General features: G+C 70.9%; 13 protein-coding genes and 1 pseudogene. 7 read left to right on the top strand and 7 right to left on the bottom strand.

What is annotated here, in order from left to right:
• Positions 1-12: 12 nt before the first annotated feature.
• Positions 13-579, top strand: coding sequence for a pyridoxamine 5'-phosphate oxidase family protein (locus tag SALPAC6_RS0109895; protein WP_018253261.1), 567 nt, complete (start codon positions 13-15; stop codon positions 577-579).
• Positions 580-591: 12 nt separating this feature from the next.
• Here SALPAC6_RS0109895 and SALPAC6_RS0109890 read toward each other — a convergent pair whose 3' ends face one another.
• Together SALPAC6_RS0109890 and trmB are read right to left on the bottom strand one after the other, a co-directional pair.
• Positions 592-3,102, bottom strand: coding sequence for a DEAD/DEAH box helicase (locus tag SALPAC6_RS0109890; RefSeq protein ID WP_026189497.1), 2,511 nt, complete (start codon positions 3,100-3,102; stop codon positions 592-594).
• 73 nt (positions 3,103-3,175) lie between these two features.
• On the bottom strand, positions 3,176-3,877 hold the full coding sequence (gene trmB / locus SALPAC6_RS0109885) for a tRNA (guanosine(46)-N7)-methyltransferase TrmB (RefSeq protein ID WP_026189496.1): 702 nt from the start codon (positions 3,875-3,877) through the stop codon (positions 3,176-3,178).
• 119 nt (positions 3,878-3,996) lie between these two features.
• Here trmB and SALPAC6_RS0109880 point away from each other — a divergent pair, with 119 nt between their 5' ends.
• On the top strand, positions 3,997-4,671 hold the full coding sequence (locus SALPAC6_RS0109880; protein ID WP_018253258.1) for a hypothetical protein: 675 nt from the start codon (positions 3,997-3,999) through the stop codon (positions 4,669-4,671).
• Positions 4,668-5,315 (top strand): class F sortase, encoded by a 648-nt coding sequence (locus SALPAC6_RS0109875; RefSeq protein ID WP_018253257.1) that lies wholly within the window; start codon positions 4,668-4,670, stop codon positions 5,313-5,315. The genes SALPAC6_RS0109880 and SALPAC6_RS0109875 overlap by 4 nt, the downstream gene beginning before the upstream one ends.
• 21 nt (positions 5,316-5,336) lie before the next feature.
• Here the strand turns inward: SALPAC6_RS0109875 and SALPAC6_RS0109870 are convergent, their stop codons facing one another.
• The 3 genes from SALPAC6_RS0109870 to SALPAC6_RS0109860 all read right to left on the bottom strand — a co-directional run bounded on the left by SALPAC6_RS0109870 (position 5,337) and on the right by SALPAC6_RS0109860 (position 8,319).
• Positions 5,337-6,206: a sulfotransferase domain-containing protein gene (locus SALPAC6_RS0109870; RefSeq protein WP_026189495.1), complete on the bottom strand. Its 870-nt coding sequence runs from the start codon at positions 6,204-6,206 to the stop codon at positions 5,337-5,339.
• Positions 6,207-6,411: 205 nt separating this feature from the next.
• On the bottom strand, positions 6,412-7,209 hold the full coding sequence (locus tag SALPAC6_RS0109865) for an exodeoxyribonuclease III (protein ID WP_020493562.1): 798 nt from the start codon (positions 7,207-7,209) through the stop codon (positions 6,412-6,414).
• 189 nt (positions 7,210-7,398) lie between these two features.
• Entirely contained in the window at positions 7,399-8,319 is a 921-nt protein-coding gene (locus tag SALPAC6_RS0109860; protein WP_018253254.1) for a proteasome assembly chaperone family protein, read from the bottom strand.
• Positions 8,320-8,838: 519 nt separating this feature from the next.
• On the opposite strand from SALPAC6_RS0109860, the pseudogene SALPAC6_RS30060 reads away from it, so the two are divergent.
• Positions 8,839-9,336: pseudogene (locus SALPAC6_RS30060) on the top strand (hypothetical protein); the annotation flags it as partial.
• Positions 9,337-9,443: 107 nt separating this feature from the next.
• On the opposite strand, the gene SALPAC6_RS0109850 reads toward SALPAC6_RS30060, so the two are convergent.
• A complete protein-coding gene (locus tag SALPAC6_RS0109850; protein ID WP_026189494.1) occupies positions 9,444-10,043 on the bottom strand; it encodes an antibiotic biosynthesis monooxygenase in 600 nt (199 codons plus the stop codon).
• 183 nt (positions 10,044-10,226) lie between these two features.
• On the opposite strand from SALPAC6_RS0109850, the gene SALPAC6_RS0109845 reads away from it, so the two are divergent.
• The 3 genes from SALPAC6_RS0109845 to SALPAC6_RS0109835 all read left to right on the top strand — a co-directional run bounded on the left by SALPAC6_RS0109845 (position 10,227) and on the right by SALPAC6_RS0109835 (position 12,769).
• Entirely contained in the window at positions 10,227-10,490 is a 264-nt protein-coding gene (locus SALPAC6_RS0109845) for a DUF6343 family protein (protein WP_026189493.1), read from the top strand.
• 12 nt (positions 10,491-10,502) lie between these two features.
• Positions 10,503-11,915, top strand: a complete 1,413-nt coding sequence (locus SALPAC6_RS0109840; RefSeq protein ID WP_018253250.1) for an NADP-dependent succinic semialdehyde dehydrogenase — start codon at positions 10,503-10,505, stop codon at positions 11,913-11,915.
• 128 nt (positions 11,916-12,043) lie between these two features.
• On the top strand, positions 12,044-12,769 hold the full coding sequence (locus SALPAC6_RS0109835; protein WP_026189492.1) for a PP2C family protein-serine/threonine phosphatase: 726 nt from the start codon (positions 12,044-12,046) through the stop codon (positions 12,767-12,769).
• A 3-nt stretch (positions 12,770-12,772) separates the two neighbouring features.
• Here SALPAC6_RS0109835 and hrpB read toward each other — a convergent pair whose 3' ends face one another.
• Entirely contained in the window at positions 12,773-15,340 is a 2,568-nt protein-coding gene (hrpB, locus tag SALPAC6_RS0109830; RefSeq protein WP_018253248.1) for an ATP-dependent helicase HrpB, read from the bottom strand.
• Positions 15,341-15,352: the final 12 nt, after the last annotated feature.

Raw genomic sequence — 15,352 nt, 5'->3', positions numbered from 1 at the left:
GAGGGACGCCGGATGCCGTTGACGAACCCGTGGCTCGCGGAACCCGCGCCGACGCGGCGGCTGCCGCGGGACCGGCTTGCGGAGCGGATCCGTAACCTGCTCTCGTCCCAGAACATGTGTGTGCTGGCCACAGTCGGACCCGGTGGGCCGCTGGCCACCCCGGTGCGCTACTACCCGCTCGACTTCGCGGTGATGTTCACCGCCGCGCCGCGGTCGCCGAAGCTGCGCAACATCGCCGCGGACCCGCGGGTCTCGGTGGGTGTCTTCGCCCCGCTGGTCGGGCTGGCCAGCAGCCGTGGCGCGCAGCTCTTCGGCGAGGCTCGGGTGCTGCCGCCCGACCACCCCGACCGCGAGCCCTACTGGGCCGCGTTCCGGTGGGAGAACGAGCACGCCGAACGGGGCAGATCGCTCGCCGAACCGCCACGGGACACCCTGGTGGTGATCGAGGCGGACCGGATCGTCTACACCGAGCACTGGCTCCGACGAGAGGGCTTCGCTCCCCGTCAGTTCTGGCGACGCCGCGAGAACGAGCCCGAGGACGGCGAACGCACCGGCTTCCACCCGGATGGCGGCTACTGAGCCCGGCCGGGGCTAGGCGCCGAGCTGTCCGACCTCGGTGATCCGGATGACCGCCGCGCCCGCCTCGTCGGAGGCCGCGAGGTCCACCTCGGCGCTGATTCCCCAGTCGTGGTCACCTTCGGGGTCGTCCAGGATCTGGCGTACGGTCCAGGTCGCGCTGCCCTGCTCGATCAGCAGCAGTGCCGGCCCGCGGGCGTTCGGCCCGATCCCGATCTCCGGGTACTCCTCGAAGTACGGTTCCAGGGCGTCTTCCCAGGCGGCGGCGTCCCAGCCGGCGGCGCTGTCCAGCTCGCCCAGCTCGTCCCAGCGGCGCAGGGCGGCCAACTCCACCCGACGGAACAGGGCGTTGCGGACCAGCACCCGGAAGGCCCGGGTGTTGCGGGTGATCGCCGTTGGCTGGTCGTCCAGGGCGACGGCGACCTCGTCGACGTCGGAGGGGTTGCGCAGCCGCTCCCACTCGTCGATCAGGCTGGAGTCGACCTGGCGGACGAGTTCGCCCAGCCACTCGATGAGGTCGACCAGCTCCTCGGTCTTGGCGTCCTCGGGGACGGTGTGCCGGAGCGTCTTGTACGCGTCGGCGAGGTACCGCAGGACGAGGCCCTCGGACCGGGTCAACCCGTAGAACTGGACGAATTCGCCGAAGGTCATCGCCCGCTCGTACATGTCCCGGACGACGGACTTGGGGGAGAGCTGGTGGTCGGCCACCCAGGGGTGCCCCTGGCGGTACATCTCGTAGGCGTTGTCCAGCAGTTCGGCGAGGGGCTTGGGCCAGGTGACCTCGTCGAGCAGTTCGAGGCGGGCCTCGTACTCGATGCCTTCGGCCTTCATCGCGGCGACCGCCTCACCGCGGGCCTTGAACTGCTGCGCGGAGAGCACCTGGCGCGGGTCGTCGAGGATCGACTCGATCACGCTGAGCACGTCCAGGGCGTAGGCCGGGGACTCGCGGTCGAGGAGCTCGATTGTCGCGAGGGCCAGGGGCGACAACGGCTGGTTGAGGGCGAAGTCGAGCTGGAGGTCGACGGTGAGTCGGGCCCGTCGGCCGGACTCGTCCGGCTCGGGTAGCTCCTCGACGACGCCACCGGCCCGCAGCGCCCGGTAGATGGCGATGGCGCGACGGATGTGCCGGCGCTGGGCGGCGCGGTCCTCGTGGTTGTCGGTGAGCAGGTGCCGCATCGCCGCGAACGCGTCGCCGGGGCGGCCGATGACGTTGAGCAGCATGGAGTGGCTGACCTGGAAGCTGGAGGCCAGGGGTTCCGGATCGGCCTCGACCAGGCGCTCGAAGGTGGGCTTGCCCCAGCCGATCGACCCCTCCGGCGGCTTCTTCCGGACGACCTTTCGGCGCTTCTTCGGGTCGTCGCCGGCCTTCGCCAGGGCCTTCTCGTTCTCGATGACGTGCTCCGGTGCCTGCACCACGACCCGGCCGAGGGTGTCGAAGCCGGCCCGTCCGGCGCGGCCGGCGATCTGGTGGAACTCACGGGCCTTGAGGAGCCGGGTCCGGGTCCCGTCGTACTTCGACAGCCCGGTGAAGAGCACGGTGCGGATCGGTACGTTGATGCCGACCCCGAGGGTGTCCGTGCCGCAGATGACCTTGAGGAGCCCGGCCTGGGCCAGCGTCTCCACCAGGCGGCGGTACTTGGGCAGCATCCCGGCGTGGTGCACGCCGATGCCGTGCCGGACCAGCCGGGAGAGGGTTTTGCCAAAGCCGGAGGTGAAGCGGAAGTTGCCGATCGCGGTGGCGATGGTGTCCTTCTCGGCCCGGGTGCAGACGTTGACGCTCATCAGCGCCTGGGCGCGCTCCAGGGCCGCCGCCTGAGTGAAGTGTACGACGTACACCGGGGCTTCGCGGGTCTCCAGCAGCTCCTCAAGGGTCTCGTGCATCGGCGTCGTCGCGTACGAGAAGAGAAGGGGGACCGGTCGTTCCGCGGTCTGGACGACGGCGGTCGGCCGGTCGGTGCGCCGGGTGAGGTCGGCGACGAACCGGGTGGTGTCCCCAAGCGTGGCGGACATCAGGATGAACTGCGCCTGTGGCAGCTCGATCAGCGGCACCTGCCAGGCCCAGCCCCGGTCCGGCTCACTGTAGAAGTGGAACTCGTCCATGATCACCTGGCCGACATCCGCGCGCGCGCCCTCCCGTAGCGCGAGGTTGGCCAGGATCTCCGCGGTGCAGCAGATGACCGGCGCGTCCGGGTTGACGCTGGCGTCGCCGGTGAGCATCCCGACGTTGTCGGCGCCGAACACCTCGCAGAGCGCGAAGAACTTCTCCGACACCAGGGCCTTGATCGGAGCCGTGTAGAAGGTTGTCCGGTCGTCGGCGAGCGCGGCGAAGTGCGCCGCCATCGCGACCAGGCTCTTGCCGGACCCGGTCGGCGTATTCATGATCACATTCGCGCCGGAGACGATCTCGATGACCGCCTCCTCCTGGTGCGGATAGAGATCGAGGCCGCGCTCGGAGGCCCAACCGGCGAACGCGTCGTACAGGGTGTCGGGGTCGGCGCTGGCCGGCAGCGCGGCGGTAAGAGTCATGGCGGGGTCCATGGTGCCTGGACCATCACCGCGCGCGCCAACCGGGCCGGCTGTCGGCGTCCCGTGGTGGGCCTCAGCAGCGGTGGTAGATCAGGTCGGCCACCGGGCGACCGGCAGTCAGGGCGCGGCGTTCGAACTTCGTCACCGGGCGGTGCTCGGGGCGGGGCGCGAACCCGTCGTGCGGGTTCACCAGCCCCGGATCGGCGTCCAGTGTCCGCCGCATCGCCGCGGCGTACTCGGCCCAGTCGGTCGCGCAGTGCAGCGTGCCACCGGTTGTCAACCGGGAGCGCAGCAGGGCGACGTGATCGGGCTGGATGATGCGCCGTTTGTGGTGGCGGACCTTCGGCCACGGGTCCGGGAAGAAGACGTGCACCGCGTCGAGTGAGCCGGCGGGCAGGGCGCTGACCAGGTCCAGTGCGTCGCCCTCGGCGATTCGAACATTGCTCAGAGAGTGCCGCTCCACCAGGTCGAGGAGGTTGGCGATTCCCGGCGTGTGCACCTCGACCGCCAGATAGTCTCGGTCCGGATCGGCGGAGGCCATCGCCACGGTGGCGTCGCCCATCCCAGAACCGATCTCCACCACCAGGGGCGCCCGGCGCGGGAACAGGACAGCCGGCTCCACCGGCGTGCCGGGCACCTCCGGGACGGTCAGGCCGTACCGCGGCCACAGCTGTTGCAGCGCGCTGGTCTGGCGCGGCGACATCCGGCCGCGTCGCGGGTGAAATGTCCGGATGCTCCGCGCGGGCGCGGTGGGGTGGGAGTCGGTGATGGTCACAGCGATCCGAGCGTACGCGAGGACCGCGCCGAATCGGATGTGATGTGCGACGGGGATGTCGGGATTCCCCGTGCGACAGGCCGGGCGTGTGTGCTGCCCGGCCGGGTCGGGAGGGGGCTGTGGTGAAGGTGACCCGCGGGGGTCTGGCGGCGACGATCGCGGTCGCGGTCGTCGGTCCGCTGCTCGCGGTCGTCGTCGGCCCGCTGCTCGCCGTCGGGGCCGCGAACGCGGCGGCTGGTCCAGCATCAGCCCAGGTGGTGTCGGCTGGGCCGGCTGCTGCCGGAGCGGCATCGGCCTGGTCCTCCCCCGTTGCGGCGTCGGCCCCCGAGGGGGCGCCCCGCCCTGTTGCCGCCCCCATGCAGCCCGAGGGGCCGAAGCCGTCGACCGTCTTCGTTGAGGTGACCCCGAGCACGGTGAAAGCCGGCTACCTGGTCGGGATCCGGGCGAGTTGCCAGGACAACTCCATCCCGGCAATCGTCTGGTCCGACGCCTTCGGCCGCGTCCAGGTGAAGCCGGACAACGGGCTGTTGACCGCGACGGCGATGGTGCGGGAACGAACCCTGCCCGGCAGCTACCGGGTCAAACTGGAGTGCCGCGGCGGTGAGACCGCGTCAACGATGCTCCAGGTCGTCAGGTCGGCCGCGCCCAGTCGCGGCCCGGCCACCGGGTTTGGTGGGTCCGCCGGCCACTTCTCCGGGGGGCTGCTGCTGCCGGTCGGGGCCGCGCTGACCGTGGCCGGTCTGGTGGTGTGGCTGGTCTCCCTCCGCCGGCTCCATGGGGCAGCCCGCCGATGACCAGGAGCCGCGCCGCCCGGACGGCCCGCCGGCCGGCGGGCCGTCGCAGCCCGTGGGTCGTACCGCTCGCCGTGCTGCTGGTGCTGGTGGGGGTCTTCGCCACGGGTGCCGGGCTGGGCCGGACCACCGGCCCGCTGGAGTGGGCGAGCGCGGCAGACGCTGACCGACCCGCCGGTGGGGCCAGACCGGAACCGGCCACCAGCCGGCCGGTTCGCCTCGCTGTACCTGCGATCGGTATCGCCGCGGCGATCGCGCCGGTGGGGCAGGCCCGGGACGGCTCGATCGCTGTCCCGCCCCTGGAGCGGGCCCACGAGACCGGCTGGTATGACCGGGGGCCGGTCCCCGGCGATCCGGGGCCGGCGGTCATCGTCGGTCACGTCGACACCAGGGCTGGTCCGTCGGTCTTCGCTGACCTGCACCGGCTGCGCCCCGGCAACCCGATCGAGGTGACCCGCGCCGACGGCTCGGTGGTGGGATTCCGGGTTGACTCGGTGGAGCGTTTCCCCAAGGACCAGCTCCCCGCCGAACGGGTGTACGGCGATTCCGGGCCGGCCGGGCTGCGCCTGATCACCTGCGGTGGAGCCTGGCTGGGGGGCCGCACCGGCTACGCCGACAACGTCATCGCCTTCGCCACGATGACGTGAGACCGGCCCCGGTGATCCCGGTCAGGAAACCGCGTCGCGGGCCGGATAGCCGAGAACCTCAACGAGGTTTCCGGTCGCTGCCGTGAAAGCCGCGTAGACCTCGTCGTCGAAGTGGTTGCGCCAGTCGCCAGCCTTGCCCTTTCGGTAGTGAGAAACTTTCCCCGCGGCTTCCCGATCCTTCCGCATCTTGGAGAAGCTGTAGCGGGACAACAGAGCCTCCAGCTCGGGGGCGGGCAGGGTGATCCCACAGTGTCGCATCAGCTGGTCCACCTCCTCCAGCTGCCGCTCGCCGGTCAGGTCCTCGTAGCGGAACAGGCGGAAGGTCTCGGAGCTCGGGGCGACCGCCCACGACCGGAGCTGCTTGAAGAGGTTTCGCTTGGAGTGGCGTTCGATGACGTGGAGCAGTCCTTCCTTCATCGAGATTTCCTGCAATGTTTTCCGTACCTGGAGGATGTCGCCCATGGGGGCATGCGAGTTACGCAGCGAAAAGTAGCTTGAAATGACGATATCGCGTGGGTCGCGAATGACGAAGAATGCGCGATAGGTGCCGGGTTTTGAAATCTTCTTGAAGCGTGGGTAAGAATGAAATAGAGCCAGACCTGCCCGGCCGGGTGGAATGATGGGCAACTTACGTCGCTTGTAGAAGCGCGGGTCGTAGGGGAGTAGCCCGGAGTGGCGATAGACGGTGGGGTCGCTGAACAGGGCTTTGATCCACTGGCTGCCCGTCTTGTGTACCGTGCAGTGGTAGATGTTGTCGAACTCGCACCGGCTGACCACCGGGACGAGGAGCCGCTTCCTCGCATTGTGTGCCTCGAGCTGTGCTCGGCGTGCCATCCGGCGCGTTAAATTGGGTGTGTGTTGCTTGGCGAATTCTATTGTTTGATTGATCATTCTCGAAGCCTCATCTGCGCCTTTAAGGTGGGGCTCTGCGCGTACTGTGGGGGTGGGGTCGGTTGAATCCCAGGCCTAACCGTTCCTGCCCCGGTATGTCAACGTGCCACTAGGAATATCCCCGACGGTCCAATTAAAGTCAATCCTACCCTCGGCGATTGGCTGGTGACGTGGCGTGTGGCGTGAATTGTCGCCGGGCGGGTGTTCAGAACGCCTCCACCGCTGGGACAAGGTCGGCGTCCACGACGATCGGGGCATGGTCGGAGGGGCCCTTACCCTTACGGGCCTCCCGGTCCACGTACGCGGACCGGACCACGCGGGCGAACTGAGCGGAGGCGTACACCAGGTCGATCCGCATGCCCTTGTTCTGGTGGAACATTCCAGCCCGATAGTCCCAGTAGGTGAACGGGTGCGGGCCCTTCATCGGGGTCGGGACCACGTCGGCGAGGCCCAGATCGCGTAGCGCCGCGAGTGCGTCCCGTTCGGCGGGCGTGACATGGGTGGATCCGGCGAACAGGGCCGGATCCCAGACGTCCGCGTCGGTGGGGGCCACGTTGAAGTCGCCGCACACCACCAGCGGTACGCTGCCGGTCAGCTCGACCTCCAGCGTGTCCCGGAGCGTGCCGAGCCAGGCCAGCTTGTACGCGTAGTGCGGGTCGTCGAGGGCCCGGCCGTTGGGTACATAGACCGACCAGACCCGAAGTCCGGCGCAGGTGGCGGAGAGGGCGCGGGCCTCCGGATCGGGGAAGCCCGGCTCGTCGGGGAAGCCAATGGTGACATCGGTCAGGCCGACCCGGGAGAGAATGGCGACCCCGTTCCACCGGCCGTCACTGTGGCTGGCGGCGGTGTAGCCGAGCGCGCCAACCTCGGCGACCGGGAACGCGCCGTCCGGGCACTTGGTCTCCTGGAGGCAGACGACATCCGGGTTCGTGTCCGCCAGCCAGTCGAGCAGCCGGGGCAGGCGGGCCTTCACGGAGTTGACGTTCCACGTCGCCAAGCGCATGGTCCCAGCCTGCCCGATCTGATGCCAGCCCGCTGCCCGCCCGGGGCGTGTCACCGACGGACTGTCGGGGAGGGCGCTCGGCGCCGCTCCCCGACCCTCGCCCTCGCCGCGGCCCGCCGGGACCGGGCTCAGTCCTCCGGCGGGGATCCCCGCGGCCGACGGAGCGGCCCGTCCGCCCCGGCGACCAGCTCAGCCGCCGGGGTTCTCGTTGGGGCGGGTCTGCTCGGCCAGGAAGCGTTCCAACTCGGCACCGAGCTCGTCGGCCGTGGGCAGGGCCTCGGTTCCGGTGTTGAGCAGGTTCGGCTGGCCGCGCCCCCGGGTGAAGGTGTCGTACTGCTCTTCCAGTGCCTGGACCAGGGCTGCGGCGTCCTCGGTCTCGGCGACCTGCCGGTCGATTTCCGTCCGGACCGCCTCGGTCGCGGCCCGCAGGTTCTCGCAGGGAAGGAGGAGCCCGGTGCTGCGCGACACGGAGGCGAGCAGCACCTCGGCGGCGGCAGGGTACTCGGTCTGCGCGACGTAGTGCGGCACGTGCGCGGCGAAGCCCAGCGCGTCGCGGCCCTGCTCGCCGAGGCGGTACTCGAGCAGGTGTCCTATACTGCCGGGCACCTGCACGCGTTGCAGCCATGGCTCGTAGCCCGCGGTGAGTTCACGCCGGGTGGCGTGGGCGGTGACGCCCGTGCGGCGGGTGTGTGGCACCGCCATCGGAATCGCGTTGAGGCCGACTGTCAGCCGGACATCCAACCGGGCGGAGAGCCCGGCCACGGCGGCGACGAAGCGTTCCCACTGCAGGTCTGGCTCGGGGCCGGTGAGCAGCAGGAACGGGGTGTCGGCGTCGTCCCGGAGCAGGTGCAGCTCCAGGGCCGGGGCGTCGTAGGACTCCCAGTGGTCCTCGACGAAGGTCATCACCGGCCGCCGCGAGCGGTAGTCGAAGAGCTGGTCCAGGTCGAACCGGGCCACTGGCCGCGCATCGAGCGAGGTGAGCAGCTGCTCGCGAGCCAACCGGGTGGCGCTACCGGCGTCAACGAAGCCGGATAGTGCCTGGATCAGGACGGGCTGCCCGAGGTCGGGCAGATCGTCGGTGAGTTCGTAGAGCTCGTGTGGGTCGAGCACCGGTGCGGACCTCCCTGGATGTGGCTACGGGCCGTCGTGCACGGACGGCACCCGGTTGGGGAAACTACCCGCACTCCTGCGGCATTCCGCCGGGCCCCCGGGCCGGGTCCCGGGGCCGCGCTTCCGGCCAGGGTCACCGGGGCGGGCGTTCGCTTGGCCGGGAGCTTCTGCCGACGGGGGCGAGCCCGGCGACCGGCGTCAACCCGCCGTACGCTCGCCGACCAGTCAGGCGCAGCGGACGGATGCTTCCGTGCCTCAGCGCGGGTGTTGTCCCGGCGCGATACACCTGGACACAGCATCCGGAAGGAGGTCGACCTGTCCCTCATGCAGCGGATCCAGGCGTTCCTCCGTTCGCCCCGCGAACACCATCCGATCGAGCGGGGCGGTGGGAAGTGGGGCCCGCCAGGCAGCAGCAGACGGGAGTTCGCCGTGCGAACTGAGCGCCATCGTTGACCGGGTCCGAGTCAGCCGTAAAGCTGGCAAGCAGGCCGCCCAGCCGTAGATCCCGGGGAGCCCACTGTGACCGATGCCACACCCGCCGATGGTCAGCCCGGTGTTCGCTCACCGCAGAAACCCACGGTGGCCCCGGCCGTAGCGGGGCCGTCAGCCGGGCTGTGGGGCCGGATGCGCGAGGATCCGCAGTACGCACCGGAGCACCTCGCCTTGGCGGCGGTGCGTCAGCTCGGTCCGGAGGCGGCTCAGTGGGCGCGGTGGGTCCGCGCTGAGCAGCCCGGGATGGTGCCGGTCGAGGCCTTGGCCGACCAGGCGGTTCGCCGATTCGTCAACTACGCCCGGTTTCCCGGGGCGGCCTCCGGGACGACGGGCCTGCCCGGCCTGGTGATCGACGTGGGTCTCCTCGCCTGGACCCAGGCCCGGATGGTGTTGCACGTCGCAGCCGCCTACGGGCTGGACGCCACCCACCACGACCGCGCCGTTGACCTGCTGGTGCTGCAGAAGGTGCACAAGGCCGAGCAGGGCGCACGGCTCGCGCTCGGGGTGGCCGCCGGCCGAGAGCGTTGGTTGCCGGTGTGGTCACGCGGAGGAGCACCGACTCAGGCGTCGCGTCCCCAGGCTCCTCAGGTGACCTGGGCGAGCTGCTCCTGGCCGGCGTCCGTGATTGGTCCTCATCGAGGGCTGCGGGCGGGAGGCCAGCCGTGCAACCACCAGCCGAGCGCGTGGGTGATCCGGGGCAACACCACATACGTCATCAGCGGTGTCAGCGTCAACGTCATGATCAGTACGCGAGCTGGCACCGGGACATCCGGGATGAACCGGCCGGTCAGCAGGGTTGCGGTCAGGCTGAGGGGGAAGAACGCCAACCAGATCGTCACCGCCTGCTTCCAACGCGGCGGCGAGGGTGGTGGAGCGGTCGGCTCCGCGCTGACCGGCTCGAGCGTCTGCCCCCGACGGGAGAACCAGCCCTCGACCCCGGTCCGGCGTTCCACCTGGGTGTGCTCGACGACGCCCTGCGCCGAGGCCAGCCACCAGTGCCGTTGCGGTGACTCCTCCCAGCGACGTAGCGTCTCGTCGTCGGCGAACCGGTAGAGCATGTGCCATTCGCCGGACTCGGGGGCGCTGCGGATCCATCCGGCCCCGAGGAAGCCGGGAAACGCCTCCGCCAGCGCCGTGCCGGCGCGCATCCACGCCACCATCTCCTGGGTCCGAGCAGGATCGGTGCGTCGGGCGACGGAGACAGTCACGGGCATCGGGGGCGTCCTGGTCATGTCTCCATGTTCCTCGCTGATGCCCGGAGTGGCCGGCGTGTGGCGCGTCGGTGTAACGCGACTAACCCGGGTGGTGAGCCGACTCACCACACCCAGCCCGAACAGTCGGAACATCCGGCCGGGAGGTGCTCCCGGCCGGATGTGTTCCTGGTTAGGCGTGCCCTGGACGGGTAGCCGGAGGTGATGACGAGATCACAGCCCCGGCGTGCCCGTGGCACCGTCGGTCACGCCTACAGCGCGCTTAATCTTCGCCTCGTGCTCGCCAGCTTCGGTGCGGTCACGATGGTGGTTTTCGGCGCGCTGGCGTTCTGGGCGGGGGTGGTCTGGCTGGGGGTGCTCTGCGCCCTCTTCGCCGTGGTCGCCGTCGTTGACCTGGTGATCATCCAGCGGCGACGGGCCGCTCGCCGTCGGGAGGAGCCGGGCACCCGGCATTCGCTGTTCGAGTGACAGGAGTTCGCGATGCCCATCGCCACCACCAACCCGGCCACCGGCCAGACGCTGAGGACGTTTGCGCCGATCTCGTCCGAGCAGGTGGAGGCGGCGATCAGCCGGAGTTCCCACGCGTGCCGGCAACTGCGGGACACGACGGTCGAGGAGCGCGGTGACTGGCTCAACATGGCCGCCGCCCTCCTGGAGGCCGAGCGCGACGACGTGGCCCGACTGGTGACAACGGAGATGGGCAAGACCTACGCCGCTGCCCGGGACGAGGTGACCGTCTGCGTCAACGCCTGCCGCTTCTATGTGACGAAGGCACCGGTGTTCCTCGCCGACGAGCCCGCCGACGCGGCCGGCGTCGGTGCCGCTCGGGCCTTCGTCCGGTACCAGCCGCTCGGGCCGGTGCTTGCGGTGATGCCCTGGAACTTTCCGCTCTGGCAGGTGCTCCGTTTCGCCGCGCCGGCGCTGATGGCCGGCAACACCGGCCTCCTCAAGCACGCCTCGAACGTCCCCCAGACCGCTCTCTACCTGGCGGACCTCTTCCGCCGGGCCGGCTTTCCGCCGGGGGCGTTCAGCACCCTGCTGGTCGGCTCCGATGCGGTGGAGGCCATTCTCCGTGATCCACGGGTTCGCGCCGCAACGGTGACCGGCAGCGAGCGTACTGGACGCGCCATCGCCCAGATCGCCGGTCGTGAGTTGAAGAAGACTGTGTTGGAACTCGGCGGCAGCGACCCGTTCGTGGTGATGCCCTCCGCCGACCTGGATCGGGCCGCCGAGGTGGCGGCCGCTGCCCGGTGCCGAAACAACGGCCAGTCCTGCATCGCCGCGAAGCGCTTCATCGTGCACACCGACGTGTTCGATGCCTTCGCGGAGCGGTTCGCCGCGCGGATGTCCACACTGCGCGTGGGTGACCCGATGGCGGAGGGTACCGACGTGGGTCCACTCGTCAGCGAAGGGAGCCGTGCCGAGGTCGCCGCCCAGGTCCTCGACGCTGTTGACCAGGGTGCGACCCTCCGCTGCGGGGGCGAGCTGCCGGCGGGGGAGGGCTGGTACTACCCGCCTACGGTCGTCGCCGATCTCACCCCGCGGATGCGGATGTGGGCCGAGGAGGTTTTCGGGCCAGTCGCCGGGCTGTATCGAGTGTCGTCGTACGACGAGGCGATCGAGGTGGCCAACGGCACCGCGTTCGGGCTCGGTGCGAACGCCTGGACCCGGGACCCGGCGGAGCAGGAGCGGTTCGTCCTCGACCTGGAGGCGGGCAACGTCTTCGTCAACGGTATGACCACGTCCTTTCCGGAGTTGCCGTTCGGTGGAGTGAAGAACTCCGGGTATGGCCGCGAGCTGGCCGCGGTGGGGATGCGCGAGTTTTGTAACACCAAGACCGTGTGGGTCGGCGGCGACGGCCGCACCGATCCGGTGGCAGCGCACGCCGAGTGAGCCGGATGAGTGGTGTCGCGGAGCCAGCCTGGATGATCGTGCGGCTCGGCACGGTGAGATTCGCCGCGCCACGCCGGGTCGGGTGCCTCCTTGAGACAACGGCCCCTCCGCCTGGCAGGCTGCCTTCCATGACCTTGAAGCTACGTTCGTTCGGCATGAGCGACCGTGGGCTGATCCGGAGTGGGAACCAGGACGCCCTGTACTCAGGTAACTGGCTCGTTGCCGTCGCCGACGGCATGGGTGGGATGGCTGCCGGTGATCTTGCCAGCTCGATGGCGATCAGGTCGATTGCGCCAATCGACCTGGCGACCCCGGAAGATGAGCTGGTAGCTGCCTTGCAGCGGGCCATTGCGGCGGGGACGGCACACATTCGGCAGGCCGTCAGTGAGGAGCCGGAGCGCCAGGGCATGGGTACCACGCTGACCGCCCTGCTCCTTGCCCGAACGGGCAGCTGCCTCGCGCTGGCTCACGTCGGTGACTCCCGGGCGTACCTGTTCCGCGAGGGCGTGCTCAAACAGATCACCCGGGACGACACGTTCGTGCAACTCCTCGTCGACCAGGGGGTTATCACCCCGGACGAGGCGAGTAGCCACCCTCGGCGGGCGGTCGTGACCCAGGCGTTGCAGGGCGAGGAGGTCTCCCCGGCCTACGCGACGATGATCCCCTGGGCCGGCGATCGTTGGTTGCTGTGCAGCGATGGGCTGTCAAACGTGGTCCGCCCGGAGAGGCTTACCGAGGTGCTCGCCGAATACCCCGACCGGACCGAGTGCGCTCGAAAGTTGATCGAGCTGGCGCTGCACGCCGGCGGCCCGGACAACGTCACCGCGGTCGTCGCCGACCTGGTGACGGAGTGAGCCTCAGCGACGGCGCGGATTGGCCCGCCGAGTCGGTTCGGCGGTGGTCGGATCCACCGGCCAGGAGTGCCGTGGATAGCGTCCGCGCAGCTCCGCCCGAACCTGTGGGTAGCCGGACCGCCAGAAAGACGCCAGGTCCCCGGTGACCGCGGCGGGACGTCCGGCGGGGGAGAGGAGCCGCAGCAGGACGGGCACCCGACCAGCAGCGATTCGGGGCACCTCCAGCCAGCCGAATGCCTCCTGGAGCCGGACCGCCAACACCGGTGTGGTCGGATCCGTGTAGTCAACCCGGATTCGGGAGCCGCTGGGCACCGTGAGCCGCTCCGGGGCGAGTTCGTCCAGCTGGGCCGCGGCTGGCCAGGGCAGCAGGCGGCGCAGTGCGGAGAGCACATCAATCTGGGCCAGGTCGGCCCGCCGACGTGCCCCGGCCAGCTCCGGCGCGAGCCAGTGCGGCGCCGCGGCCAGCAGCGCCTCGTCGCTCACCTCGGGCCACTCGTCGCCGAGGGCGGTGTGGCAGAACGCCAACCGCTCGCGGAACGCCCGAGCCGCCGGGGACCAGGTCAGCAGTCCCAGCCCGGTACGGCGCAGGCCATCCACGAGCGCGTTGCGCAGCTCGTCCCGGTGTGGCGCGACGAGCGGGCGTTCAACGAGGTCGAGGGAGCCGAGTCGGACCACCTCCCGAGCCACCACATCCGTCCCGGACCAGGCCACCTCGCGCGCCGTGGTCAGCAGCGAACCGCCGGCGGCTCGGGCGGTCGACTCATCTATCGGAGCCGCCAGTCGGATTCGGGCAGCCGGCGCGCCCGGTGTGCGGTCGGCGATCGCGACCGCCAGCCACACCGAATCGGTCAACGCCGACCCGGGCCCGAGCGTCGCGGCGGTCCCACCGCTCATCAGGTACGTGGGTTCGCCCGGCCGTCGGATTCGGGCTAGTCGTTCCGGGTACGCCAGGCCGATGACCAGCCCCGCGGCCAGGTCGTCGGAGAGGCGGGGCTCCGGCGTCGTCGGCCCGGGGCCCGGGGGCAGCGCGGTACGCAGCCGGCGTGCCTCGGCTCGCCAGCGGTTGGTGGCGGTGGCGTCCGTTCCGGAGCGAAGCCGTCGCAGCGCGGCGGTGAGGTCGTCCCCGGGGCCGGCGACCCCCTCCTCGGCGAGGATCGCGACGACCTCGGCCGCGCGGTCCGGGCCGAGGTGGGCGGCGCCGTCGATCAGGGCGCGGCCCAGCCTGGGGTGCGTGCCGACCGCGGCGATCGCCCGGCCGCGGCTGGTGATCCGCCCATCGGCGTCGAGCGCGCCGAGCGCGACGAGGGACTCCTGGGCCACGGCGAGCGCGGCCGGCGGCGGTGGATCCGGCAGCGCGAGGCCGCGTCCGTCCGGCGTGCCCCAGGCCGCGATGTCCAGCGCGAACCGGGTGAGGTCGGCGGTGGCGATCTCTGGCTCCGGCTGTGCGGCGAGTCGCTCGTGGTGCGCTGCCGACCAGCAGCGGTACACCTGCCCGGGGCCCTCTCGACCGGCCCGTCCGGCCCGCTGGGTGGCGGCGGCCCGGGACACCGGGACGGTGACCAACCCGCCCAGTCCGCGGGCGAGGTCCGTGCGGGCGACGCGGGCCAGCCCCGAGTCAACGACGACCCGCACCCCCGGCACCGTCAGGCTGCTCTCCGCGACCGATGTCGCCAGCACCACCCGCCGGCGGTGACGGTCGGAGCCGGCGCGGGGTGGGGTGTCGGAGATGCCGGGCCGCAACGGTTGGGCCCGCAACACGGCGTCCTGCTCCGCTGGGCGCTGCCGGCCGTGCAACGGCAGGACCGCGATCTCGGCGGATAGGCCGGCCAGTCGGGCGCTGATGGCGGAGATCTCTCCGGTGCCGGGAAGGAAGACCAATACATCGCCGTCGTGCTCGCGTAGGGCCCGACGGATGGTGGCCGCGACATGGTCGAGTAGCACCGGGTCCACTCGGCCGCTGCCGGCGGGAAGGACCGGGCGGGGCGGCGGTGCCCAGATCCGGGTCACTGGGTGCGCCGCCGCCGATGCCCGTACCACCGGCGCGGGCGCGTCACCACCGAGCAAGGCGGCGACCCGATCCGAGTCGGGGGTGGCCGACATGCCGAGTAGCCACAGCTCCGGGCGGAGCGCGGCCCGCGCCTCCACCGTGAATGCGAGCGCCAGGTCGGCGTCGAGCTGCCGTTCGTGGATTTCGTCGAGCAGGACGGCGCTGCTGCCGGCCAGCTCCGGGTCCCGGTGCAGCCGGCGGACCAGCAGTCCGGTCGTCACCACCTCGACCCGGGTGCGTGGTCCGACGCGGCGGTCGCCCCGCACCGCGTACCCGACCCGTTCGCCCACCCGCTCGCCGAGCAGCGCGGCCATCCGGCGGGCGGCGGCGCGGGCGGCCATCCGGCGGGGCTGCGCTACCAGGACCCGGCTGGTCACCTCCTCAGCCACAGCGAGCGGGAGCAGGGTGGTCTTGCCGCTGCCCGGCGGCGCTACGAGCACCGCGGTGCCGGTGGCGTGTAGCGCCGCCAGCACCGCGGGCACCACCGGCCGGACCGGCAGGTCAAAGGGGGCGTCGGAGTGCACGGCAGGAGTGTC

Source organism: Salinispora mooreana (assembly GCF_000379065.1).
GTDB classification, from domain to species: Bacteria; Actinomycetota; Actinomycetes; order Mycobacteriales; family Micromonosporaceae; genus Micromonospora; species Micromonospora mooreana.
This window is presented reverse-complemented; position numbering and strand designations above follow the sequence as displayed.

Coding starts and splice junctions, on each gene's coding strand:
- SALPAC6_RS0109845 (WP_026189493.1), top strand. CDS start 10,227: ATGACGAGATCACAGCCCCGGCGTGCCCGTGGCACCGTCGGTCACGCC.
- SALPAC6_RS0109895 (WP_018253261.1), top strand. CDS start 13: ATGCCGTTGACGAACCCGTGGCTCGCGGAACCCGCGCCGACGCGGCGG.
- SALPAC6_RS0109865 (WP_020493562.1), bottom strand. CDS start 7,209: ATGCGCTTGGCGACGTGGAACGTCAACTCCGTGAAGGCCCGCCTGCCC.
- SALPAC6_RS0109850 (WP_026189494.1), bottom strand. CDS start 10,043: ATGACCAGGACGCCCCCGATGCCCGTGACTGTCTCCGTCGCCCGACGC.
- SALPAC6_RS0109890 (WP_026189497.1), bottom strand. CDS start 3,102: ATGACTCTTACCGCCGCGCTGCCGGCCAGCGCCGACCCCGACACCCTG.
- SALPAC6_RS0109835 (WP_026189492.1), top strand. CDS start 12,044: ATGACCTTGAAGCTACGTTCGTTCGGCATGAGCGACCGTGGGCTGATC.
- SALPAC6_RS0109840 (WP_018253250.1), top strand. CDS start 10,503: ATGCCCATCGCCACCACCAACCCGGCCACCGGCCAGACGCTGAGGACG.
- SALPAC6_RS0109875 (WP_018253257.1), top strand. CDS start 4,668: ATGACCAGGAGCCGCGCCGCCCGGACGGCCCGCCGGCCGGCGGGCCGT.
- SALPAC6_RS0109870 (WP_026189495.1), bottom strand. CDS start 6,206: ATGATCAATCAAACAATAGAATTCGCCAAGCAACACACACCCAATTTA.